The sequence below is a fragment of the Citrobacter sp. Cf116 genome, from assembly GCF_030336505.1.
Lineage (GTDB): Bacteria > Pseudomonadota > Gammaproteobacteria > Enterobacterales > Enterobacteriaceae > Citrobacter > Citrobacter freundii.
Map to the genome: position 1 here is coordinate 96,843 of NZ_JAOWEQ010000037.1, position 23,015 is coordinate 119,857.

20 protein-coding genes and 1 pseudogene are annotated in these 23,015 nt (G+C 49.8%); 12 read left to right on the forward strand and 9 right to left on the reverse strand.

Annotated features, from left to right (window positions below):
- Positions 1–233 precede the first annotated feature (233 nt).
- Together OGV74_RS09860 and OGV74_RS09865 are read right to left on the reverse strand one after the other, a co-directional pair.
- On the reverse strand, positions 234–965 hold the full coding sequence (locus OGV74_RS09860; protein WP_003841536.1) for a MerR family transcriptional regulator: 732 nt from the start codon (positions 963–965) through the stop codon (positions 234–236).
- 203 nt (positions 966–1,168) lie between these two features.
- Positions 1,169–2,398 (reverse strand): diguanylate phosphodiesterase, encoded by a 1,230-nt coding sequence (locus tag OGV74_RS09865; protein ID WP_286520736.1) that lies wholly within the window; start codon positions 2,396–2,398, stop codon positions 1,169–1,171.
- Positions 2,399–2,715: 317 nt separating this feature from the next.
- Between OGV74_RS09865 and ycgZ the strand changes: the two genes are divergently transcribed.
- From ycgZ to OGV74_RS09885, 4 genes are all read left to right on the forward strand, one after another.
- Positions 2,716–2,952, forward strand: a complete 237-nt coding sequence (gene ycgZ, locus OGV74_RS09870; protein WP_003020856.1) for a regulatory protein YcgZ — start codon at positions 2,716–2,718, stop codon at positions 2,950–2,952.
- Positions 2,953–2,993: 41 nt separating this feature from the next.
- Positions 2,994–3,266, forward strand: a complete 273-nt coding sequence (locus OGV74_RS09875; RefSeq protein WP_003844030.1) for a hypothetical protein — start codon at positions 2,994–2,996, stop codon at positions 3,264–3,266.
- A gap of 34 nt (positions 3,267–3,300) precedes the next feature.
- Entirely contained in the window at positions 3,301–3,567 is a 267-nt protein-coding gene (locus tag OGV74_RS09880) for a biofilm development regulator YmgB/AriR family protein (RefSeq protein WP_086504151.1), read from the forward strand.
- A 132-nt stretch (positions 3,568–3,699) separates the two neighbouring features.
- Positions 3,700–4,251, forward strand: a complete 552-nt coding sequence (locus OGV74_RS09885; RefSeq protein WP_003020846.1) for a LuxR C-terminal-related transcriptional regulator — start codon at positions 3,700–3,702, stop codon at positions 4,249–4,251.
- Positions 4,252–4,328: 77 nt separating this feature from the next.
- Here the strand turns inward: OGV74_RS09885 and OGV74_RS09890 are convergent, their stop codons facing one another.
- From OGV74_RS09890 to OGV74_RS09900, 3 genes are all read right to left on the reverse strand, one after another.
- Entirely contained in the window at positions 4,329–5,588 is a 1,260-nt protein-coding gene (locus OGV74_RS09890) for an MFS transporter (RefSeq protein WP_086504150.1), read from the reverse strand.
- Positions 5,589–5,652: 64 nt separating this feature from the next.
- Complete coding sequence (locus tag OGV74_RS09895; protein ID WP_086504149.1) at positions 5,653–6,600, reverse strand: PfkB family carbohydrate kinase; 948 nt, start codon at positions 6,598–6,600, stop codon at positions 5,653–5,655.
- Between the two features lie 30 nt (positions 6,601–6,630).
- A complete protein-coding gene (locus tag OGV74_RS09900; RefSeq protein WP_086504148.1) occupies positions 6,631–8,067 on the reverse strand; it encodes a glycoside hydrolase family 32 protein in 1,437 nt (478 codons plus the stop codon).
- A 173-nt stretch (positions 8,068–8,240) separates the two neighbouring features.
- On the opposite strand from OGV74_RS09900, the gene OGV74_RS09905 reads away from it, so the two are divergent.
- From OGV74_RS09905 to OGV74_RS09925, 5 genes and pseudogenes are all read left to right on the forward strand, one after another.
- Complete coding sequence (locus OGV74_RS09905) at positions 8,241–9,236, forward strand: LacI family DNA-binding transcriptional regulator (protein WP_086504147.1); 996 nt, start codon at positions 8,241–8,243, stop codon at positions 9,234–9,236.
- A gap of 477 nt (positions 9,237–9,713) precedes the next feature.
- Positions 9,714–10,634, forward strand: a pseudogene (locus tag OGV74_RS09910) (helix-turn-helix transcriptional regulator).
- A gap of 38 nt (positions 10,635–10,672) precedes the next feature.
- Positions 10,673–11,770, forward strand: a complete 1,098-nt coding sequence (locus tag OGV74_RS09915; protein WP_003020828.1) for a hypothetical protein — start codon at positions 10,673–10,675, stop codon at positions 11,768–11,770.
- Positions 11,771–11,816: 46 nt separating this feature from the next.
- Positions 11,817–13,388 carry a cobalamin adenosyltransferase gene (locus OGV74_RS09920; protein ID WP_286520742.1) on the forward strand — a complete coding sequence of 524 codons (1,572 nt, stop codon included), beginning with the start codon at positions 11,817–11,819 and terminating at the stop codon, positions 13,386–13,388.
- Entirely contained in the window at positions 13,385–13,651 is a 267-nt protein-coding gene (locus OGV74_RS09925) for a YkgJ family cysteine cluster protein (RefSeq protein WP_003020821.1), read from the forward strand. The genes OGV74_RS09920 and OGV74_RS09925 overlap by 4 nt, the downstream gene beginning before the upstream one ends.
- A gap of 167 nt (positions 13,652–13,818) precedes the next feature.
- Here the strand turns inward: OGV74_RS09925 and ychF are convergent, their stop codons facing one another.
- Complete coding sequence (ychF, locus tag OGV74_RS09930) at positions 13,819–14,913, reverse strand: redox-regulated ATPase YchF (RefSeq protein ID WP_003020818.1); 1,095 nt, start codon at positions 14,911–14,913, stop codon at positions 13,819–13,821.
- 115 nt (positions 14,914–15,028) lie between these two features.
- Positions 15,029–15,613, reverse strand: a complete 585-nt coding sequence (pth, locus tag OGV74_RS09935; protein WP_003020814.1) for an aminoacyl-tRNA hydrolase — start codon at positions 15,611–15,613, stop codon at positions 15,029–15,031.
- Positions 15,614–15,887: 274 nt separating this feature from the next.
- Between pth and ychH the strand changes: the two genes are divergently transcribed.
- Positions 15,888–16,169 carry a stress-induced protein YchH gene (gene ychH / locus OGV74_RS09940; protein WP_003020810.1) on the forward strand — a complete coding sequence of 94 codons (282 nt, stop codon included), beginning with the start codon at positions 15,888–15,890 and terminating at the stop codon, positions 16,167–16,169.
- 114 nt (positions 16,170–16,283) lie between these two features.
- Here ychH and lysC read toward each other — a convergent pair whose 3' ends face one another.
- Positions 16,284–17,645, reverse strand: coding sequence for a lysine-sensitive aspartokinase 3 (gene lysC, locus OGV74_RS09945; protein ID WP_286520744.1), 1,362 nt, complete (start codon positions 17,643–17,645; stop codon positions 16,284–16,286).
- Positions 17,646–18,253: 608 nt separating this feature from the next.
- Here lysC and OGV74_RS09950 point away from each other — a divergent pair.
- Together OGV74_RS09950 and OGV74_RS09955 are read left to right on the forward strand one after the other, a co-directional pair.
- Positions 18,254–19,639: a diaminobutyrate--2-oxoglutarate transaminase gene (locus OGV74_RS09950; protein ID WP_003020802.1), complete on the forward strand. Its 1,386-nt coding sequence runs from the start codon at positions 18,254–18,256 to the stop codon at positions 19,637–19,639.
- Between the two features lie 15 nt (positions 19,640–19,654).
- Complete coding sequence (locus OGV74_RS09955) at positions 19,655–21,118, forward strand: pyridoxal phosphate-dependent decarboxylase family protein (RefSeq protein ID WP_086504144.1); 1,464 nt, start codon at positions 19,655–19,657, stop codon at positions 21,116–21,118.
- Between the two features lie 120 nt (positions 21,119–21,238).
- Here the strand turns inward: OGV74_RS09955 and dauA are convergent, their stop codons facing one another.
- On the reverse strand, positions 21,239–22,921 hold the full coding sequence (gene dauA, locus OGV74_RS09960; protein ID WP_003020797.1) for a C4-dicarboxylic acid transporter DauA: 1,683 nt from the start codon (positions 22,919–22,921) through the stop codon (positions 21,239–21,241).
- Positions 22,922–23,015: the final 94 nt, after the last annotated feature.

Here is a 23,015-nt window from a genome sequence, read left to right on the forward strand (position 1 = left end):
CCCTAGAATAAGTATTAGGTGTACGCCAGTTGATCTAATGAATTTTACTTAGGAAAAAGGTGATGTCGTCGACAAAAAAATAATACCAACGGGTGAGTATGTTGTTTTGTTTTTATGCTATGGCGGGTGTTAAGTCAGGAGAATAGGGGGCAACATATTCCTTGGATGGTACTCAAAATAACCACCCAAAAAATGAGAGTCGTATGATTTATCTTACACGTATTACGTATTGGCTACGGGCTGTGGAAAATGACCTTATAACCTTGCTCATTCCAGTGTTGTAGCAGTTCATTTTGTCTGCGGGTTGGCGCGATACCGGTCCAGACAAAAAGCGTTTGCCCAGGGAAAAGTTCAGGTCTTGGCGATTCAATGGGTTCAGCCAGAACGGCAATATGCCAACCAGATTGCGATAAACGCCAGGCTTCGAGCCACAGACGGGTTCTGTCTTCAACATCCCAGGCCAGCAGGAGAGCATCCTTTCCTGACTTGCGCCGCGTTTCAGACAGCAGTGTTGCAACATATTCAATCAATGCGCCATCAAGCATGCTGTTCATTATGCGGGATGTATTATGGTCAAGTATCAGCCGTTGACGTACGGGAAGATAAACGTGATCAATCAGCGCATCTACGGGGTGAACGCGACCGAGTGCGGTAATTTTGGCTCGCAGCTTCGGTGGATGTGCCATGCGAAGAATGCTCATCATCTCTTCTTGTAATTGATTCCAGTCGTCGTCAGCTTGACGGGTACTGGTTTCCAGCAATGCCTTAACTTTACCAACAGGTATGCCATTGCTAATCCAACGTTTTATTTCTTCAATACGCTGAATATCTTCTTCATCAAAGAGTCGGTGGCCACCTTCACTGCGTTGAGGTTTGAGTAAACCGTAACGTCGTTGCCATGCCCGAAGGGTGACAGGATTTATCCCGCAACGTTCTGCGACATCCCCAATGCTGTAATAAGCCATAGTTCCCCCGGACACTCCTGATTCTCCGTCACCGATATGCGGTTCCTGCTACTTTGTACAACATTCATCAAATTGTACAAAACATATATAAGATTCTAGCAAAATTAAGATTTACTTTACTATCATGCAAGGAGTAAATGCTGTTTTTTTATGTTCGGCATGAGGGCGGTTGTGGTGATTGTTGATTTATAACAATGCGTTAGTTATTGTGACGCTGAGAAATCATTTTTCTCTGGCCATGCAACAGATGGAATACCATTCAGGCAGGCTTGTGCAAAAAGGTTACCCTGGAAGATTTCAATGCCCGCGGATTCAAGCCACATCCACTCTTCGGGTGTTTCAACGCCGACTGCGGAAATCATAATTTCCAGTGACGCGCAGCATTTGATAATTGCCTGAATGATAGCCTGCCGCGGTCCACTTTTATGCACATCCGTGATCAGCTCGCGGCTTATCTTAATTCGGTCGGGTTGAAAACGAGACAGAAGCTGAAGCCCGGCAAAACCTGCCCCAAAATGGTCTATCGCCACACAGATCCCCGCAGCCTTGAGTGACTTCACGGCCTGCGCGAACGTATCAAAGCGAGAAATAACTTCACTTTCGGTAAACTCTACAATGATTTGTTCAGGCACTAGCCCGTGCGCAGCGATTTCGTTTATAAGAAAGCTGACTGCATTGGGTTTGTTTACCAGCGTCATGGGGAGCAGATTGACTGACAGCATTTTGTCGTTAAGTCCCAGCGCGCTTGCCATTGCAAAAGCAGTCTTTTTGCTCTGCAGATCCGCGGTATACAGTTCCTCAGGATTTAAGTTGTCAAAATAAGTTGCGGGCGTTTCACCGTCTCTACCACGAATAAGTGCTTCCAGAGCAATGACGCGTTGCGACATAGGATCGATAATTGGTTGAAAAGCAAAGCTGAAATCGATATCGGATGGGAGTGTGTTTTCATCCAGGAGAGTACAAGAGTTGTTGGCAATAAAACTCCAGCAATCCGGCGCTGGTATTTCAAAATAGCTCGATTTTTCCGTCGCAAGGACAAATGTGCGGAAAAACTGTAACGCCCTGTCATCATAGGTGAGCTGAAATTTTGATGTTCCCTTATTCAGCACAGCTTGCAGAACGTCATTGCGTTCATGTTTTTGTAGATCAAATAACTCCATTCCCACTTTTCCGAATCTTCTCGCAGGAGCGTAATCACACATCAGCTCAACGATATTGTGGTGCCGTGGATCGTTACAAATACAACAATAAATCTCTTTTACCTGCTCCTCAGGGCCTTCAAGCAGTTGGAAAAAGTGGTGACCGTTAAAGAGTAAGATTCCCGTAACATCAGATCGCCTGTTTTTGATATTTGCGGCTGTCACCATATCCTCAAGCGCTTTGAGGGGGGCGTCATCACGTAGATGGCTGCGGTAAATAATGGTCGTGAGCATGGACAGTCCGGGAATAAGGGAGAGGAAGATATATGACAGTATCAGACAACCCAGGTTATGTCCTGATTTTAATACATTATTCTAACTTTAACTTCACAATTGAGCGGTCTGATTAAGATGAAATTTAGCCATGTTACGACGTGATTTGTACAGTGATCCTAATGTTTATATCAATCGATACAATTATAAGTAATTGATTTGTATCATTTAGCATATTTTGGTAAAAACAAATTAATCTTGTTGTACACATTTTTGGTACAACTTTGCTACTGTTATAAAACTTAATATTCACCAGCATTTTGATACAGGAGCATGACATGCAGCAGCATAACGTTCGCACTGATACTGCAAGCGCGATTTCTCGTTACTTTGCAAAGGCGCATCTGCCAACTCAACAGGAAACATTGGGAGAAATCGTCACTGAGATACTCAAAGATGGACGTAATCTGAACCGCAAATCACTTTGCACTAAGCTTCTGTGTCGTCTTGAAAAAGCATCAGGGGAGAAAGAACAAAAACATTACAATGCGCTAATTGGCCTGCTCTTTGAATAAAATAAACCCCTTATATGATAGGGGTAAGTAGTGAAGGCGTTATGAAGAAAACTGATAGTGAACGCTTGAAACATGAAATTACAGGTTTGGCTGTGCTAGAAATTCTGCGAATGCATAGAGACGTTTCGTTAGCTGCAGTGATTAAGCAATTGCGACTTATGCAGGCCAGTGAAATAGATGGCACACGCAAGCAATTAATTGACAGCGTTATCAATGATTTTACAAACATTAATCCGGAGAAAATAAGCAGAAAACCGGATAAAACCAGAGATGAGAGTGCATTCAGTGCCAGCAAAAACCCTAAATTACATTAAAGATAATCTTCCAGACTATACAAGCGAGGTTACCATGCTCCATGAAATTAATGTCCACAACGTAATGACGGATAAAGCTTTATCAAGTTACTTCCATAATGCAGGTGAGCTATTAGCAGATGAATCTGTGGTATTGGGGCAGGCGGTAACAAATGTAATTCTGGCAGGTGATAATGTTAATAATAAAAACATCATTTTAAGCCTGATTTGTTCTCTGGAGTCAACGGTTGACGTTGTCCAGGCAGATGTTATCAGAAAAACCCTGGAAATAGTATTGCGCTACACAGCTGACGACGTTTAATAAGTCTTCATATTAACAAAATATGTACAGTACCCTTGTTATATGCTGAAAGCCCTTATGCTAAGCATTTTTTGGATTAAGACTATACATAGCACCCCTCTAAATCAATTATGATTTTTCATTGAGGCCATAATGATGAACATCGTTCAGGAACATACTCTAAACGCAGAGTTATGGATTGATGATATTTTTATCAGGCAAGGGTTAAAGAATATTCTTGCAGATATCGTTTTTGAAGATGACAAGGCGCGACTTGTATTCTTTACCGCGAATCACTTTGAGGCGGTAAAAAAGCAAAATTACAATCTGAAAACGCATCGTCTGGTATTGCTGATTGATGGTCATTTGTATCAGTATCTTAATGATGTTTCGCTTTACAGACTACCAGTAGATATCGGAGTTGCCTCAATCAAACAATTTATTGTTGATATTACTCGTGCTGGTGGTAATCACGAGAATCAATCGGATTCAAATATCTCATTAACCGCGAGAGATAAATATATTTTAACGCAGTTAGGAGAAGGTCGAACTATTTTTGAGATATCCGCATTGTTAAATCTACACTTAAAAACGATTTACCAGGCCCGGCAGAATCTGATCAAGAAGCTTGGTTGTTCTGGGCTGATTGATTTTCAGGGAATACTGCGAGCGCAAATATTCCGCAACTGGCTGGAACATGCCTGAGTAAATCGACAGTTCGTACTTACTGTTGAGGGGGACGACAGGGCTAATGGCCCTGTCGCGATATTAATAAAACTTCGCTACTCAGTCACCAGTTCATTGATACCCTTCTGCTGATGATGCTTTTTACTCAGCGAGAAGTAGCCAAATATTAGTGTTATTACCACGATGCTCGCCATAATCAGGAAGATTTCCTGATAGCCCACTTTATCAAACAACTTACCGACAGGCAGTGACAGCACGATGATGCCAATGGAACTGGCAATATTGAAGCCAATAAGATATATCGTTGACGACAGGCGCTTATCAAAATTCGCTACGCTGAATTTAAACACTGAAATAACAAACAGTGGGACCTCCAGCGCATGGAGCATTTTAATCAAGGAGATAATATATATATCGGTGAACAGTGCTGAACCCAGGATTCGACAGGTCATGATTGTTCCACCCAGCAGCAATGCGGATTTAGGCCCGATGCGGTTAATCAGGAACGGAACCAGCGCCATACCGACGGCCTCCATAAAGACTTGTACCGAGTTGAGGTAGCCGTATACGCGTGGTGCCAGTTCGGGATCGTCAAATAAGCTGGCGTAAAACACCGGGAACATCTGCTGATCGTAGATGCTATAGAACGACCAGGTGCCGACGACAAAGATAACGAAAAACCAGAACTGCGAATCTTTAAAGATGGTGAGAAAATCCTTTCGGGTCAGCGCGTCTGGCTCGGGCGAACGTGTATCCGCGGATGCCGGGGCCGGTGCGTCGGTTTTGAACACCACGTTAATCACCAGGAATAACACCCCCATGACCGACACGCACCAGAAGTTAATGTGTGGGTTGATGCTGAAGAAGATACCGCCAACAAAAGTCCCTGCGGCGTAGCCAAGCGATCCCCACAAGCGGGCGGTGCCGAATTCAAAGTTGAATTTGCGGCTCACTTTCTCGACGAAGCTTTCCACCAGACCGCAACCGGCGAGATAGCCAAGGCCAAAGAAAATGGCGCCTAGCACCATGCCAAGCTTGAAGTTGGAGACCAGCAGCGGTTCATAAACATAAATCAGGAACGGACCGCTGAGCGTGATGACAGTCCCTATCATCCAGATAAGGGGTTTGCGGGTACCGAGCTTATCCTGCATAAAACCGTAGCCCAGCATAAACAGCATGCTGAAAAACTGGTTTACGGCATACAGCATTCCCAGCTCCGTTCCGGACAGGCCAAGTTTATTTTTTAGCCATATTGCATAAAAAGACCACCACAACGACCAGGCGGCAAAGAAAAAGAGCAGATACCCGGATGAGTATCGATATTTATCATTACTGAACGGCATATTTATCTTCATGATTTTTCCAATCCAGATCAGGTCATTGTAAGGTCTTTCTGATACGACATAACAGTGCGCTTTATTACGGGGTAATCGTTCTCCGTAGCGACGGTTGTGACTGAATAAAGCTGCTCAGGTGTTGGCTGTCGGGAAACGCGCTTAGCGCGCCACGCCGGGTGGTCGCCAGAGCACCACAAGCGCTGGCCTGCTCGATAAGCGGAAGTAGCGTTGATGTCGATGTGGGCCAGCCTTCTCCGGCGAGTGCCGCCAGCAGCCCGGCCATAAAAGCGTCACCGGCGCCGGTGGTATCGATGCTGTCGACGAGATAGCCGCTTAAAGTCAGCCTGTTGTTCTGCCAGAAAACGATAGCGCCGTCGGCACCGCGGGTTATGATTTTCAGGCGTGCGGGAAAACCAGTCAGGCGCTCGCAGGCGCTGCTTAAATCCTCGGTCTGTGTTAGCCAAAGCAGTTCTTCCTCTGACATCTTCAGAATGTCGCTCTGCCGGGCAAACTCGCTGACAAGGTCAAACATCTGCATCTCGTTGCTCCACATCTGCGGACGCAGATTGATGTCAAAGCTCAGCGTACCGCCGGCCTGTCGCAATGCGTCCATTGCCTGGGTAAGGGTGGCGCGGCACTCAGGGGCAACCAGCGCCAGCGAGCAGAAGTGCAGAGTGTCGGCACCAAAGTCGGGCAGGCTCGCCGGGCTGAGAAATTGATCGGCAGACGGATTAACCAAAAACTCAAACTGCCGCTCACCGTTGGGAGCTAGTGAAACCAGTACGGTACTGGTGTGCTGTTGTGCATCAAACTCCAGACTTCCTGTATCCACCTGCGCTGTTACCAGCGTCTGATGCAGAAAGCGGCCAAAAGTGTCATTGCCCACACGGCCGATAAAGCCGCTGTCATGGCCGAGGCGGGCGACGCCGATGGCCACATTGAAGGGCGCGCCTCCCGCACAGGCTTCAAACTGCATATTGTCGCGCGGTAGCAAATCCACCACGGCATCTCCAAGCGTCCAGATTGTCATTATTTTTCCCCAAAGCAGTGAGACGGGTGGTTAATTGGCGGCGAGCGGCCAGGCATGCCCGTTATTAAAAATGGCGTGTCCGTTCTGGCTAAATAAGGTCAGTTGGCGATCGTCCGGTTCAGGATAAATACGGCTGCTAAGGGTGTACTCGCCGTGATTAACAAAGACCTCTACCGACGAACTATCGATAAATAGATGTAGGTCCAGCACATCATTGGCGGGCAGCGGTACGCTACGGCAGCCCGACAGGCCGTGTTGCGGATAGCGGCGTTCCAGCACCAGACGCTGTGCCTGGGTATCGACGAAGACGCGCAGCCCGTCACCCAGCGCGATGCCATACTGTTCAGCATGGCTGCGGGCGATATCGAGGCTCAGTTCGACTTCGAGAGCATGCGCCTGTTCTTCTACCATCAGGGTGCGATTGTTCAGGTCACTGACCGGCCAGACATGAAGCTGACCGCGTAATGCCTCCAGCTCTTTGACCGGGTTCATGCGCAGCCGCAGATCTGCATCGAGCGTCACTTCCCGGGGAAGAGTAAGCATGCCCGCCCAGCCGTCGGCCTGTTCTGGCATCGGCGACTCCCACATGGATAGCCAACCGATCACCACGCGGCGACCGTCCGGAGTGATAAATGATTGAGGGGCGTAAAAATCATGCCCGTGATCCATCTCCTGGAAGGGTTGGGTAACGTGGAACTGATGGTTATCCTGCCATTCGCCGACCATATAGCCGCTCTGGAACAGGTTACGGTAATCGTATCCGTCCGCGGCGATGCCCTGCGGCGAGAACATGAAGACGAGCTTATCGTTCAGTGGGAAGAGGTCCGGGCACTCCCACATGTAGCCCATGCCGTCATCGGCCTGGGCGAGCGTACTGGCAAACTGCCAGTGCTGCAGATCCTGCGAGCGATAGAGCTGTACTTCGCCCACGTCGTCGACCCGGGCACCCACCACCATGTACCAGCTGTCTCCCTCTTGCCAGACTTTCGGATCGCGAAAATGGTGTACGCCTCGCGGGGTATTCAGAATCATGCCCTGGCGTTCAAAGTGAATCCCGTCGGTGCTGGTAGCCAGGCACTGTACCTGATACAGGTTTTCCTCTCTCGCTTCGCCGTCGAATTTGTGCCCGGTGTAGATCAGGGCCAGTTTATTGCCGTCAACCACCGCTGAACCGGAAAAACAGCCGTCTTTATCTTCTGGTCCTTCTGGCGCCAGTGCTATCGGCAAGTGCTCCCAGTTCACCATGTCGCGGCTGCGCGCATGGCCCCAGTGCATTGGCCCCCAGACCGGTTGCCACGGATAGTGCTGATAGAACGCATGGTAGTAACCATCGAACCAGGACAGGCCGTTAGGGTCATTCATCCAGCCCGCCGGAGGGGCGAGGTGATAGCGCGGATACCAGCGCGGATTGATACGATCTTTTTGCTGGTTTAGGGCCTCGTTGGCCGCGGCGAGTAATGCTGTCATTTGCTTGTCCCTGTCAGTGAATTGAGCTAAAGATAACGTTAACATTCTCGGTTTTCTCGCGGAATTGATGGTAATATCGATGTTAATCACAAAAGTTAACGTTAACATTTTGCGGGTGTTATCAAGATCGCATTTTCAGACCCGCAAGGGTGAACGCCGTCAAAGGAGAGGGTATGGCATCTTTAAAGGATGTGGCGCAACGGGCTAACGTCTCGTTAATGACCGTATCGCGAGCAATTAACGAGCCCGAACGACTGCGGCCAGAAACCTATAAAAAGGTGATGGAAGCGGTAGATGCGCTGGGGTATGTCTCCGATCTCTCCGCGAAAAAAATTCGTGGCGCGAAAACCACGGCTAACACTATCGGGGTGTTAGCGCTGGACACCATGACCACGCCGTTTTCCGTGGAGATAACGCTCTCTATCGAAGAGACCGCGCGGGCGCACGGTTGGAATAGCTTTGTGGTGAATATGTTCAGCAATGACCAGCCAGAGAAAATGGTGGATCTGCTGCTGGCGCATCGCCCTGACGGCATTATCTACACCGCGATGGGGCTGCGTCAGGTTCCGGTGCCGGAAAAGCTGCATAAGTATCGCTGCGTGCTGGCGAACTGCGAAAGCATCAGTGGCCCTTTTCCCACCTATATTCCTGATGATGAGCAAGGGCAATATCTTGGCGTGAAAGCGCTGTTGGCCGCAGGCTATCGTCGGCTGCTGTGCATCCACCTGCCAAAAGGGATTGTGGCCACCAATCGCCGCCGGGCGGGAATGGAGCGCGCCTGTCGTGAAGCGGGCGTAGACCCTGATGCCATGTTCCACCACTATCTTCCGGCGGGCGAGAGTCACCATATTGATGCGGCGGAGATTGCCGGGCATTACCTGAGTGGCACGGGTCCGATGTTTGATGCGGTGGTATGCGGTAACGACCGCGTGGCTTTTGTTATCTACCAGGTCTTGCTGGGGCGAGGGCTGCGCATTCCGCAGGATGTTGCCGTACTGGGCTATGACAACATGGTAGGCACCGGCGAGCTGTTTTTGCCGCCGCTATCCACAGTACAGCTGCCGCATTATGAAATTGGCCGTCTCAGTGCACTGCATCTTATCCAGGGGCTCGATCACCGCGATACCGTGCGGGTAGACAGCCCCTGGCTTCCGCGCGCCTCAATATAATTAACCCAATCGCTTCCTTTCATCAACCGGAGGAATGAGTGCATTATGTGGAGGGAATCGCTAATTTGCTGGTGGATGTTACAAAGCTGAAACGTGGAGGTACTGTTAAGTCACTGTTTAGCGCACAAGGCTCAAAGTTGGGTCGTGTATTAAACGCTCGCCGAAATTTTGGGTTTCAATAAAATAACCGTTATTTATTAATGTTAACGTATCAACACATTGTAAATTTGGCTTAGTGGAAGAGATAGCCGTTAGCCAGTTTGTTGAGTATGTATGCAGGCGGTCTTTTGGCTGTATATCTCAGGTAGTTACTCTTGACGAGGAGAGCTTTTTGCCCCTAAAAATTGCCCAATGCGACTAACGGTCAAATAAATTGCCGATTTCTCTAAAAAAAATGATCAACGTGCCGATACACTGACAGGATATGTCAGCATTTTATATATAATTCATGTCAGGAAAACAGAAAAGTAGGTGCTTATGGCTGATTCAGCAAGGAGTTGCTCAGCAGAACGTTTAGTCGATATCCTAATAGAGCTACAAACTTGTGGCGTTGTGAATCGCTATCAGTTGATGAAGAAATTTAATATCACTGAACGAACGGTCTATCGTGATCTTAATATGCTTTCCTCCTTTATTGAGGGGTGTGGTGGCGGAGAGTATCGATTGATACCGATTCGAGCGCAGAATAATAGCGCCTATGCCCTTCATGATCCACTGGCAAAGCTGCTGGACGCCGACGCGGTTTTTCCTGACAGAGATGAGGATTTTTGGCTTAGCTTAGAGAAAAGAGCTGCAGAACAGCATGTTAGAGTTCAGGTTGGTCGTCCTGAGCATTCAGTCAGAAATGATTTGTGAAAGTATTTTAACTTATTAGAAAAAGCGATTCAGAAAAACAGCGTCTGTCATATTTTATATAAAGACAAAACGCGCACCGTTCATCCTTATAAATTAGCTAACCAGAAAAATATTTGGTATCTGCAGGCGACTGAGGACGGGAAACTAAAGTCTTTTTCGTTAAGTAAAATTCGGTGGTTGGATATCCGGAAAGAGCATTTTGCTGTCGATACACCCACACTGTCATTAATTGATGAGCATCGCGATCCTTGGGTGAGTGAAGAGACGTTTGAGGTGCGGGTGCGTATTAAACACAGTATTGCTGGCTACTTCTTAAGACGAGACTTACTGCCTCAGCAAGAATTGATTCGCGAAGAGAATGATGGCGTGACTTTGCTTTGCAAGGCAGCACATGAGAATCAAATTATTCCACTAATTCTATTCTGGTTACCGAATATAGAAATTCTGGAACCAGAATGGTTGAAAAAAACGGTCATCAACTTACTGCATAACTACATCACTGGCGATCGCAACTCAGTTCCTGTTCAGGAATGTGATGCGTAGCGGGTAACAACGACTTATTGCACAGGAGATTATTATCTATGGCATTACCATTCATTATTCTGGGCGTCGCGGCAGCGGCAACGGCGTTTGGCGGCAAAAAAGCTTATGATGGCTATCAGAAAAAATCGGAAGCTGATGATGTATTAGATCGCGCGCAGCGTCGCTTTGATAAGCATAAAGAGAGCTTTGATCTGGCAAATGAAACAACGTCGAAAAAACTGGCCGAACTGGGTGAAAAAGAGCTGGAAATCGGTAAAGATTTCAATGAGTTTAAAACGATTGCCGACGATCTGCTGGCGCGTATGGCGAAAGATGGACATAAAGATCTTCGTCTGAAGGTACCACAGCATAACATCAATAAAATTCAGAACCTGGCGATTTCCGCCACGGAATACCTAACGACGGTCGTCGGAGCCGGGGTTTCTGGTGCTGCCGCTGGTTTTGCCGTGTACAGCGGCGTGATGGCGTTTGCCGCAGCTTCTACCGGTACGCCGATCGCCGCCCTGTCTGGTGCGGCGGCGTATAACGCCACAATGGCGGCGATTGGTGGTGGTTCCCTGGCCGCAGGTGGTTGGGGGATGGCGGGCGGCGCGATGGTGCTTGGCGGTGCAGTGGTGGCTCCGCTGATTGCTATTGCGGGCTGGGCTTACGATAGCCATGCCGAAAAGGCGCTTAACAATGCTTATCAAAGCTCCCGTGAAGTGACCGCGGCGGTGGAAAAAATGAATGCGGCTGAAGCGCAGCTGACGAAGGTGCAGCAGTATGTAAATAGCATTTATGAATCAATAACCCGTATGCATAGCGTCTTTATTCAGCATTACTTTGAGCCGCTGAAAGCGATGCATGCCATCATTGTTGAACGTCATGAGAAGAATATCACTACCGAGATTAGTGAGTCGGAAGAGATCATGGCGATTATCGACCATGGTTATGAATTAGCCGCCATCATGACCGACGTGATCACCACGCCGCTGTTCAAGCCGGTGACGCAGGAAAACGGTGAAGCCATTATCGAAGATGGGGTGATCCAACTGCAGACCGACAGCAATGGTATGAACCTGCTGAACAAAGAGATTCTGGACGAAAAACTGGCGGCTTCTGCTTCTGAGTTTGACGCATTTTCTTCTCGTATTTAATCGACTCGCCGGGCGAATCTGCCCGGCATTGCTATGGGCGAGCACAATGAACACAGCCAGGTTTGACTGGGGTGAAGAGTTACATCAGACGGTGGTCAAGAGTCTGACCACCTCTTTTGGGTTGGATTTTCTCTTGCTGGAGGATAAACACGGCGGCGATGTGAATACCATTCATAACGCTCGCGAGGGAGTGTATGCTACCGATGCCGAGCGTCAACGGTACGAGCAACGTGAAGGGTATGATTCTCATCATTACCATAGCCACGAAAACTACATTGCCACCAACCAGGCGGGAAAAAAGGCGCACGAGGCCGGTACGTTGACCGATACCTACACCGGTGAGAAATTTGCGGCTAATGATAAAAAGAACCTCGACCATATTATTGCCGCCCATGAAATTCACAACGATCCAGGGCGTATCCTTGCCGAATGCGATGGTGCCGATCTGGCTAATGATTCATCAAATCTGACCTTCACGAATGAGTCGCTGAATAAGGCGAAGAAGGCGAAAACGATGGATGCCTTCGTGCAAACGCTACAAGAACAGCATGCTGTGACCACGCAGGAAATTGCCCGTTTGCGCAGCCAGCCAACGCTTTCCGAGCAAGAGCAAAAACAACTGAATAAGCTGGAAAATAAAGCCGCCGCCGATTTTGAACGGATGAAAGAGGCCGACAAAAAGGCGCGGGCAAAATACAACAGTACGATCAATGGGGAATATTACACCAGCAGCAAGTTTGCGAAGAATGTCGCCACCGCCACAATGAACAATGCATTTCGCATGGGAACGCGGCAGATGTTGGGGCTGGTTCTGGCAGAGATCTGGTTTGAGTTCCGCGAGCGTATTCCCGTGATGTTTGAGAAGCATCGTCGTTCATTCGATGCCGGAGACTTCCTGCAAGATGCGGCGGAGGCATTACGCGCAGTCTGGCAGCGAGTGCAGGGTAAATTCAGCACTTTCCTGACGTCCTTTAAAGACGGTGCCATCGGTGGCGTGCTCTCCAGCATTACGACGACGCTCTTCAATATCTTCTTTACGACTAAGAAGATGATGGTGCGCCTGATTCGTGAGATGTGGAACAATTTGGTACAGGCCTTTAAAGTTATGGTCTTTAACCCTGAGGGGTTAACGCCGGGGCAGCTAGCTAAAGCGGTGAGCAAGCTGGTGGCTGCAGGTGTGGCCGTGGCTGCTGGAGTGGTGGTTAATGATGCTTTAGCCAAGATGCTCGTCTTTCCTTTTGGTCCGGAACTGGCCGCGTTCTGCGGTGCGCTGGCGACAGGTATTCTGACGCTGGTAATGAACTACTTCCTGGAACACAGCGCATTGATGAAAAAGGTCTGGGCGTTTCTGGATACGTTTAAAGATAAGTATCAAAAAGCACTAGAGTATTATCAGCAGGTGAATGTTGAACTCGATCGTTATCTACTGGAGCTTTCGGCGTTAGAGTTTGCTATTGATACGTCTGCGTTATCGCGTTTCTCGCTGCATCTTAACGCGGTGAATAGTGAAATTGAGCGCGGTTTGTTGCTGGGTGCAGAGGTTGAGCGCCGTAATATTACGCTACCGTTTGAAGCAGGGAATACCCGCTCTGTGCGTAGCTGGTTAAGTAAGCTATGACGCTAACGCCCGCGTTTCCCTGTAACCAGTGCGGCGCTTGTTGCCGCCACGTCGATCGCGCCAGTGAAACGCAATTTCTAGATCGCGGTGATGGCATTTGTCAGCACTATCAGATGGAGACAAAGCTGTGTGCGATTTATGAAACACGTCCGCTTATTTGCCAGGTAGAGAAGCAGTATCAGCTTAACTACCAACAGCAATATAGCTGGCAGGAGTTCATTACGCTTAATCGTGAAGCGTGTTTAATTCTGGAGAAACTGTAGGACGGTCTGCTTCACGAAGGAGCCAGTGTCAATATGTACTCATTTTTGACGGTGTTGTGACGAGATGAGTTGAGACGCAATGAAAACAAAAATCCACGCAATTGCGTGGATTTTATAGCTTTTTGCGATTCTTATGAGATGTGTTGAGATCTCATGAGACAACAAATTTAGACATTGAACAGGAAGTTCATGATATCGCCATCTTTGACGATATAGTCCTTACCTTCGGCACGCATTTTCCCAGCTTCTTTCGCACCTTGCTCACCTTTATAGGTGATGAAATCTTCAAACGCGATGGTTTGTGCGCGGATAAAGCCTTTCTCGAAGTCGGTATGGATTTTACCTGCTGCCTGCGGAGCCGTGGCGCCGACAGGAATGGTCCATGCACGGACTTCTTTCACGCCAGCGGTGAAGTAGGTCTGCAGGTTCAGCAATTCGTAACCAGCACGGATAACGCGGTTCAGGCCCGGCTCTTCCAGACCCATTTCAGCCATGAATTCTTCACGGTCAGCATCATCGAGTTCTGCGATGTCAGCTTCAACGGCAGCGCAAACGGCAACCACAACAGAACCTTCGGCAGCCGCGATTTCGCGCACTTTGTCGAGGTACGGGTTGTTCTCAAAACCGTCTTCGTTGACGTTAGCGATATACATGGTTGGCTTCAGGGTCAGGAAGCTCAGGTATTTGATGGCCGCTTTGTCTTCGTCAGTCAGCGTTTTCAGTGCGCGCAGCATGCCGGCGTTTTCCAGCTGTGGCAGGCATTTTTCCAGCGCAGCCAGTTCCGCTTTAGCGTCTTTGTCACCGCCTTTGGCCTTCTTCTGCACACGATGGATAGCGCGCTCACAGGTGTCGAGGTCGGACAACGCCAGCTCGGTATTGATAACCTCGATGTCGTCAGCCGGATCCACTTTGTTATTAACGTGGATGATGTTGTCGTTTTCAAAGCAACGCACCACGTGGCCGATAGCTTCGGTTTCGCGGATGTTGGTAAGGAATTGGTTACCCAGACCTTCACCTTTGGACGCGCCTTTTACCAGACCGGCAATGTCGACGAATTCCATCGTTGTAGGCAGGATACGCTGTGGTTTGACGATTTCGGCCAGCTGATCCAGACGCGGATCGGGCATCGGGACAACACCCGTGTTCGGCTCGATAGTACAGAACGGGAAGTTTGCCGCTTCAATACCCGCTTTTGTGAGCGCGTTGAACAGGGTGGATTTGCCTACGTTTGGCAAACCGACGATACCGCATTTGAATCCCATGTTTAAATCACCTTAATCTTTTGATATTCAACCTGTTATGGAAAACAGATTGTAGAAATGTAAATAACTTTGCCTATTATACACAGCACGCGAGAAAAATGCCGCACATCACTGCTTATTGCGCTTTAAAGGTGTGTAACCGGCTCGTAGCTTTGGTCAGGCCATCTTTGAACAAAATCTCGGTACAACGTGCCGCTTCGTCAATCGCTTCATCAATTAACTTCTGTTCTGAAACAGGCGGTTTGCCTAAAACAAATCCGACAACTTTGTTTTTATCGCCCGGATGGCCTATTCCAACGCGTAAACGATGAAAGTTGGGGTTATTACCTAATTTGCTAATGATGTCTTTCAGGCCATTATGTCCGCCATGACCTCCGCCAAGCTTAAATTTGGCGACGCCAGGAGGCAGGTCTAATTCATCGTGCGCGACCAAAATTTCATCTGGGTTGATACGATAAAAACTGGCCATCGCGCCGACGGCCTTGCCGCTAAGATTCATAAATGTGGTCGGTACCAGCAGACGGACATCTTCACCTTCAAGCGTTACTCGGGAGGTGTAACCGAAGAATTTCGGCTCATCGCGCAGGGGGGCGCGTAATCTCTCTGCCAGTAGATCGACATACCATGCGCCTGCGTTGTGTCGCGTTGCCGCATACTCTGCGCCGGGGTTCGCCAGGCCGACAATCAATTTAATCGCCACGTGTTTTGTCCTGAGTGTTTCGATAAACGACGTGTAGTTTACTGTCTGACGGTGCGCTTGACAAAAAACTGCGTGCTTATCGCCAAAAGCTGAATAATTGCACAAATGGACTATTAGAAAATGAGTATGTTCAGTGGCTTATTTGTAAAGTTTTGTTGCATGAGTGTTTGTAATTGTGATCGCTCCCGCACTTGCGAACGGCAGTGTTGTCTATACTTTACACATAAGGATTAGGGGTATTCCCTGTAACAACCCAAAGTTCCGGAGGTGACACATGAAACGCAAAAACGCTTCGCTACTCGGTAACGTGCTCATGGCTTTAGGGTTGGTGGTAATGGTTGTGGGTGTGGGTTATTCAATTTTAAACCAGTTGCCGCAATTTAATCTGCCGCAGTTTTTCGCACATGGTGCGGTGCTCAGTATTTTTGTTGGCGGTATTCTCTGGTTAGCAGGTGCCAGAGTGGGTGGACACGAACAAATCAGTGACCGTTACTGGTGGGTACGTCATTATGACAAACGCTGTCGTCGTGGTGACACCAATCACCGTCATAACTAAATTCTCCCTCTGTTGAGAGGGCGGTGGTCAGAATGAAGAGCCCCGGTTATAAAACCAGGGCTCTGCTTGTTTATGATCATTGCTTAAACTGGATGCGACAGAATAAGAGAAGAATTATTCGAATAACCGGTAATGTAATGCTCTAATCGCGCTATCTGCATCGTCAGCCGGTAACAGGATGCACAGGTTGTCGTTCGATGCTCCATGGCAAATCATTCGTACCGTATGCTCTTCAAGCCAGGCAAAAACGTCTTTGCAAACTCCCGCAGCCTGTGTGAGTTGATTCCCCACCAAAGTGACCAACGCCAGCCCGGTTTCCACTTCCACGCGACAGTGGGAGGATAATGCGGTAAACAATGCGGTGGTCAGCACATGGTCTTCACCTGAAGTTGCATGAGTGGCGTCCAGCGCCAGCGCAATACTATTCTCTGAGGTTGTAACCAAATCCACCGTGACAGCGTGGCGAGCCAAAATGGCGAAGGACTGCGCCAGGAAAGAGCAGGAAGGTTGCTTCTCCAGACTGTGTAACCGCAACAGCGTCTGTTTACGACGCACGGCGAGCGCACGATAGCGAGGTGGATTATCGGTGGTGTTGTGCACCAACGTACCTCCGGCGGCAGTATCCTTACTTGAGCCAACAAAGACCGGAATGCTTTTACGCATTGCCGGGAGTAGCGTAGCCGGGTGGAGGACCTTCGCACCGTAGGCGGCCATATCGCTGGCCTCGGAAAATGAGATATGGTCGATTCGTTTGGCCCGCGGCGCAATGCGTGGGTCGGTGGTGTAGATCCCTGCGACGTCGGTCCAGATGTCAACGCGTGTGGCGTGAAGCGCCTCACCGAGAAGCGTAGCCGTGTAATCACTACCGCCGCGTCCAAGCGTTGTGGTGTGTCCTGCGGCATCACGCCCGATAAATCCCTGAGTCACCATAATCGCTTGCTCAAGACGAGGGCGCAGGTGAGTCTCCACCTGGTGGTGCAGTGTGCCAAGCTCGGGTTCGGCGCAGCCGAAGTTCGCGTTAGTACGCATCACGCAGCGGGCGTCAAACCACTCGGCCTCGGCCTGCCGTTCACGTAAGACTTCAGTAAACAGTAGTGAGGACATCAGCTCGCCATGGCTGACTAATTCATCGCTTAACGCATTAGACGGTGAAACCATCGCCGTTTGTGCAAGACGATGTATATTGTTGAGAAGATTATCGATTTCCGTGCTGATAACGGAAGGCTGCTTCAGGCGGGAAATAATGTTGTATTGGATGGCGCGTAAAGTCTCAAGCTTATCTAATTGTTGATGCGTTTCCAGACCTTCAGAAAGCTCGACCAGTAAGTTTGTCACGCCTGCTGAAGCAGACAAAACGACTAAACGGACATCTTGATCAGCAAGGACAATGCTGGCGCTTCGGTTCATCGCATCAAAATCAGCGACGCTGGTGCCGCCAAATTTGGCAACGACGGATGGTGGATAAATGCGAGTCATAACAATCTCATATCAGGGCGCCATAAAAGTATGGCTAGAAAATTTTCATTCTCGGCATAAGGGAACAAAGTTCGCCTTACGAAATGTCCGCCCGCGAACATTTCTGCTGACAACCCAGGGTATACCTGTTGTCGATAACGAGTGTCGCCTGTACGCGTTACCGGGTGCTGCGCATTAATTTTATTTACAAAGCCTGCAAATAAGCGCGCCATACTAAGTGATTTATATTAAGGGATCGACTTTTTTATTCGGTTTATAGGCAAATAAGTGAAAAATCATGTCGTAACAAGAAAGTGCCTACATTATTAATGGTAAAAACGTGTAAAAAAATAATAAAAACATGAAAATCTCATGGTTTTTATTACATTGTCTGCGTTGCAATTAGCGACAACATTGTTAATTAAATAGCTATATTTCTTTAGGATTTAGTAATGGCGGATGGTCTTTGTGCTTTGATTTTTAAGGGGAAAGTTGTTATTTCTGATGCAAGGAAATAAATGATTGAGTCCTAAGCTAAAACAACATATATTAGCCGCGCTTTTTTACAGGTAATCCTTATAACCATTTATTCAATCAGGCGTTAATCTACACCTGGTTGTAGGAGTGATATGATGACGGATAAAGTCCGTATTGATACTTTAAGTGCTAATTCATTACCACAGAGCAATGATACCTTTTTAGCAAGACAGGCTGAGTTTGAATCTAATGTCCGCAGCTATCCACGTAAACTGCCATTAGCAATCGCTAAAGCGCAGGGCGTCTGGATTACTGATGTAGAAAATAATCAATATCTTGATTGCCTGGCAGGTGCCGGAACCCTGGCGCTTGGTCATAACCATCCTGAAGTGCTGCAGAGCATTCAAAGTGTCATCACAAGCGGCTTACCGTTACATACGCTTGATCTTACTACCCCATTAAAAGATGAATTCTCATCATATTTACTGTCCTTATTACCGGGCCAGGGCAAAGAATATTGCCTGCAGTTCACCGGTCCGTCCGGTGCAGATGCTGTTGAAGCGGCGCTGAAGCTGGCGAAGAAAGTGACCGGCCGTTCCAGCATCATTAGTTTCTCCGGCGGCTACCACGGGATGACCCACGGCGCGCTGTCCGTGACCGGCAACCTGTCGCCGAAAGAAGCGGTCAGCAATATGATGGCGGAAGTGCAGTTTATGCCGTATCCACATCAGTACCGTTGCCCGCTGGGTATCGGCGGCGACGCTGGCGTCAAAGCATTAACTTACTACTTCGAAAACCTGATCAACGACGTTGAAAGCGGCGTGCGTAAACCGGCTGCCGTAATCCTCGAAGCGGTGCAGGGCGAAGGTGGCGTGAATCCGGCTCCGGTTGAATGGTTACAGCGTATTCGTAAAGTGACTCAGGAACACGGCATTCTGCTTATCATCGATGAAGTTCAGGCTGGTTTCGCACGTACCGGTAAGCTGTTCGCCTTCGAACACGCTGGCATTGAGCCAGACATCATTGTGATGTCCAAAGCGGTTGGTGGCGGTCTGCCACTGGCGGTACTGGGCATTAAAAAGCAATTTGATGCGTGGGCTCCGGGCCACCACACTGGCACCTTCCGCGGCAACCAACTGGCGATGGCGACCGGTCTGACAACGCTGAAGATCCTCAAAGACGACAAGATTGCCGATAAAGTTGCCGCCCAGGGCGAGTGGCTGAAAGGCAAACTGACTGACCTGCAGAAACGCTACCCGGTTATCGGCCAGGTGCGTGGTCTGGGCCTGATGATCGGCCTGGAAATCGTGAATCCGAACGAAGCGCAGGATCATATGGGTTGCTACCCGGCTGATGGCGAGCTGTCTGCGTTGCTGCAGAAGAAATGCTTCGAAAACGGGCTGATTCTGGAGCGTGGTGGCCGCAACGGCTGCGTGCTGCGTCTGCTGCCGTCTCTGCTGATCACCAACGCTGAGCTGGAAATTTTCCTCGATAAATTCGAAAACGCCCTGCTGGGCGCTGGCGTGAAGCCGGTTTAAACGGAGTTGGATCGAATGTCAGACGTAAACCCGACTCTGTCCGGCTCGGCGCAAAGCATCGCCGCCTATCAGGACGCTATCGAGCAGAGTACGCAAGCGGTCGTTGAATGGTTGAAGCAGCCTGAGATGTATCAGGGCAAAACCGTTGAACAACTGCGTGAACGTATCAACCTGAATTTTACGTCTCAGGGCCTGGGCAACCAGGCCGCTATTGAGCGTGCGGTTGAATACTTTCTCAAAGACAGCCTGTTGGTTCACCATCCTCAGTGCGTGGCGCACCTGCACTGCCCAAGCCTGGTGATTAGCCAGGCGGCGGAAGTGCTGATCAACGCCACTAACCAGAGTATGGACTCCTGGGACCAAAGCCCGTCGGCCACGATCATTGAGATCAAACTGATCGAATGGCTACGTGAGCAGGTGGGTTATGCGGCAGGCGATGCCGGCGTGTTCACCAGCGGCGGCACCCAGAGCAACCTGATGGGCCTGATGCTGGCGCGCGACGCCTTCTTTGCTCGCCTGGGACATTCCATTCAGCAAGATGGTCTGACCGGTGATCTGAGCAAAATTAAAGTGTTCTGCTCTGAAAGCGCGCACTTCTCCGTGCAGAAGAACATGGCGTTAATGGGGCTGGGCTACCGCTCCGTCACCCAGGTGAAGACCGATGCGTTTTCACGCATGGATCTGGCTGACCTGAAAGACAAGCTGGCCCAGGCGAAAGCCAACGGTGAGCAGGTGATGGCCATTGTTGCGACGGCTGGTACGACAGATGCGGGCGCCATCGATCCGTTAGCGGATATTGCGGCGCTGGCGGCAGAACATCAGATCTGGATGCACGTGGATGCGGCATGGGGCGGGGCGTTACTGCTTTCTGAGCAGTATCGTCACTTCCTCAACGGCCTTGAGCTGGCAGATTCCGTGACACTGGATTTCCACAAGCAGTTCTTCCAGACCATCAGTTGCGGTGCGTTCCTGTTAAAAGATGCGCGCCACTACGAGCTGATGCGTTACCAGGCGGCGTACCTGAACTCTGATTTCGATGAAGAGGCTGGCGTACCAAACCTGGTATCGAAGTCGCTGCAGACCACGCGTCGTTTCGATGCGCTGAAGTTGTGGATGGGCCTCGAAGCGCTGGGCAAAAAGCAGTATGCCGAAATCATTGATAATGGCGTAACGCTGGCGCGTGATGTTGCTGAGTTTGTCAAAACCCAGTCGCATCTTGAACTGGTGATGGAACCACAGCTGGCAAGCGTGCTGTTCCGCTTCCGTCCTGAAAGCGACGATATGGCGTTCGTTGCGCTGCTGAACCAGCGTATTGGCGACGTGCTGCTGGCTTCAGGTAGCGCCAACGTCGGCGTGACTGAAGCGGATGGCATCACCTGCCTGAAGCTGACGCTGCTGAACCCGACGGTGTGCCTGGAAGATGTGAAAGTCCTGCTGGCCAGCGTGAAGGCAACGGCATTGAGCATTTTAAGCGCGTAATTGCCCGGTGGCACTGCGTTTATCGGGCCTACGGGGTCGGCGCAACGTTTGGGTTTTGTAGGCCGGATAAGAGAAGCGCATCCGGCAATAAAAAGGCTCCCATTCACGGGAGCCTTTTTGCTATTTAATATCCGCTAAAGCGGCGTCTTTATTCGGGAAGAATGCCAGACGACCGGGAATCGGCTGAATACCGGCGCGCGCCATGGTGCGCAGCGGCTGAAATTCCAGGTTAGATACCCGCAGCTCGCAGCCTTCAGGCAGCTTTTTCACAAAGCGCTGGAAAGCGTCCAGACCACCGGCATCCAGTACCGGGACCGCGTCCCACTTCAAGACTACGATGCGTTTACCTTCAATACGCGACTCGAGATCGGTAAATAATCCTTCCGCCGCGGCAAAGAATAGCGGGCCAATGACGCGCAACACCAGCACATCGTCCGGTACGTCTACGTTAACCGGCGCCAGACGCGTCATGCGCGCAATACGACGCATAAACAGTAGAGATGCAAGAACGATACCGACGCTGATGGCGATAACCATATCGAACAGCACCGTCAGCGACATACACATCAGCATGACGATGATGTCGTCTTTCGGCGCATGACGCAGCAAATCCACCACTTTATGCGCTTCACTCATGTTCCATGCCACCATTAGCAGCAGGGCGGCCATGGCGGAAAGCGGTAACCAGGAAAGCAGCGGTGCAAGCACCAGCAGGGCAAGGATCACCAGAATCGCATGGATAACCGCTGAGATTGGCGAGGTTGCACCCGCGCGGACGTTTGCCGCAGAACGGGCAATTGCCGCCGTGGCGGTGATACCGCCAAAGAACGGTGCGACGATGTTGCCCAGTCCCTGACCAATCAGTTCACTGTTAGCTTTGTGTTTGGTGCCGGTCATCCCATCGAGTACGACGGCGCACAGCAGAGATTCGATCGCCCCGAGCATTGCCATCGAGAAGGCTGCCGGTAACAGCGCCTGTAACGAGCTCCAGCTCAGAGTAAAGTTTGACTCTGGCATATTCCAAGGTAATACCAGTTGCGGCAGCAACTGTGGGATACCATTGCCCTGCGAGCCGTCAGCCAGAATATAGTGGAACTGAGATCCGATGGTGGCGACATGGCCGCCGGTCAGGTTCACGATACCCATTACCGCACAGCCTGCCAGTAGTGCGGGAAGGTGGCCCGGTAATCGGATACCCAGACGCGGCCAGAAAATCAGGATCCCCAGTGTCACCACGCCAATCGCGGCATCACCCACGTTGATGGTCGGCAAGGCCATAAATAGCGCGCCCACCTTCTGCAAATAGTGCTCTGGCACGTGGGTCATTTGCAGGCCGAGAAAATCTTTAATCTGCATGGTACCGATGGTGATACCGATACCTGAGGTAAAACCTAACGTCACGGAGACCGGAATATATTCGATCAAACGACCAAAGCGGGCGAGGCCGAAAAGGATCAGGAATATCCCGGACATGAGCGTGGCAACCAGCAGGCCTGCCAGCCCAAACTGTTGCGACACCGGATACAGAATCACCACGAAGGCGGCGGTTGGGCCAGATACGCTAAAGCGCGAGCCCCCGGTAAGGGCGATAACAATCCCAGCAACGGCTGAGGTATACAGACCGTACTGCGGAGCAACGCCACTGCCTATTGCCAGCGCCATCGCCAGTGGAATGGCAATGATCCCAACCGTTATCCCGGCGATCAGGTCGCGGGTGAAGCGGGAAGCAGTATATTTTTCTTTCCAACAAGCGTCGATGAGGGCGCGGAAAGGCATCACATGTGAGGAAAATAATCTGTTCACAATAATGTTTCATCCATGGGCGCATCATCTGTCAACTGAATGGCAGGTGAAGGAGGCAAAAGTCATACAAATAAATATTACAGATAAAAAAACC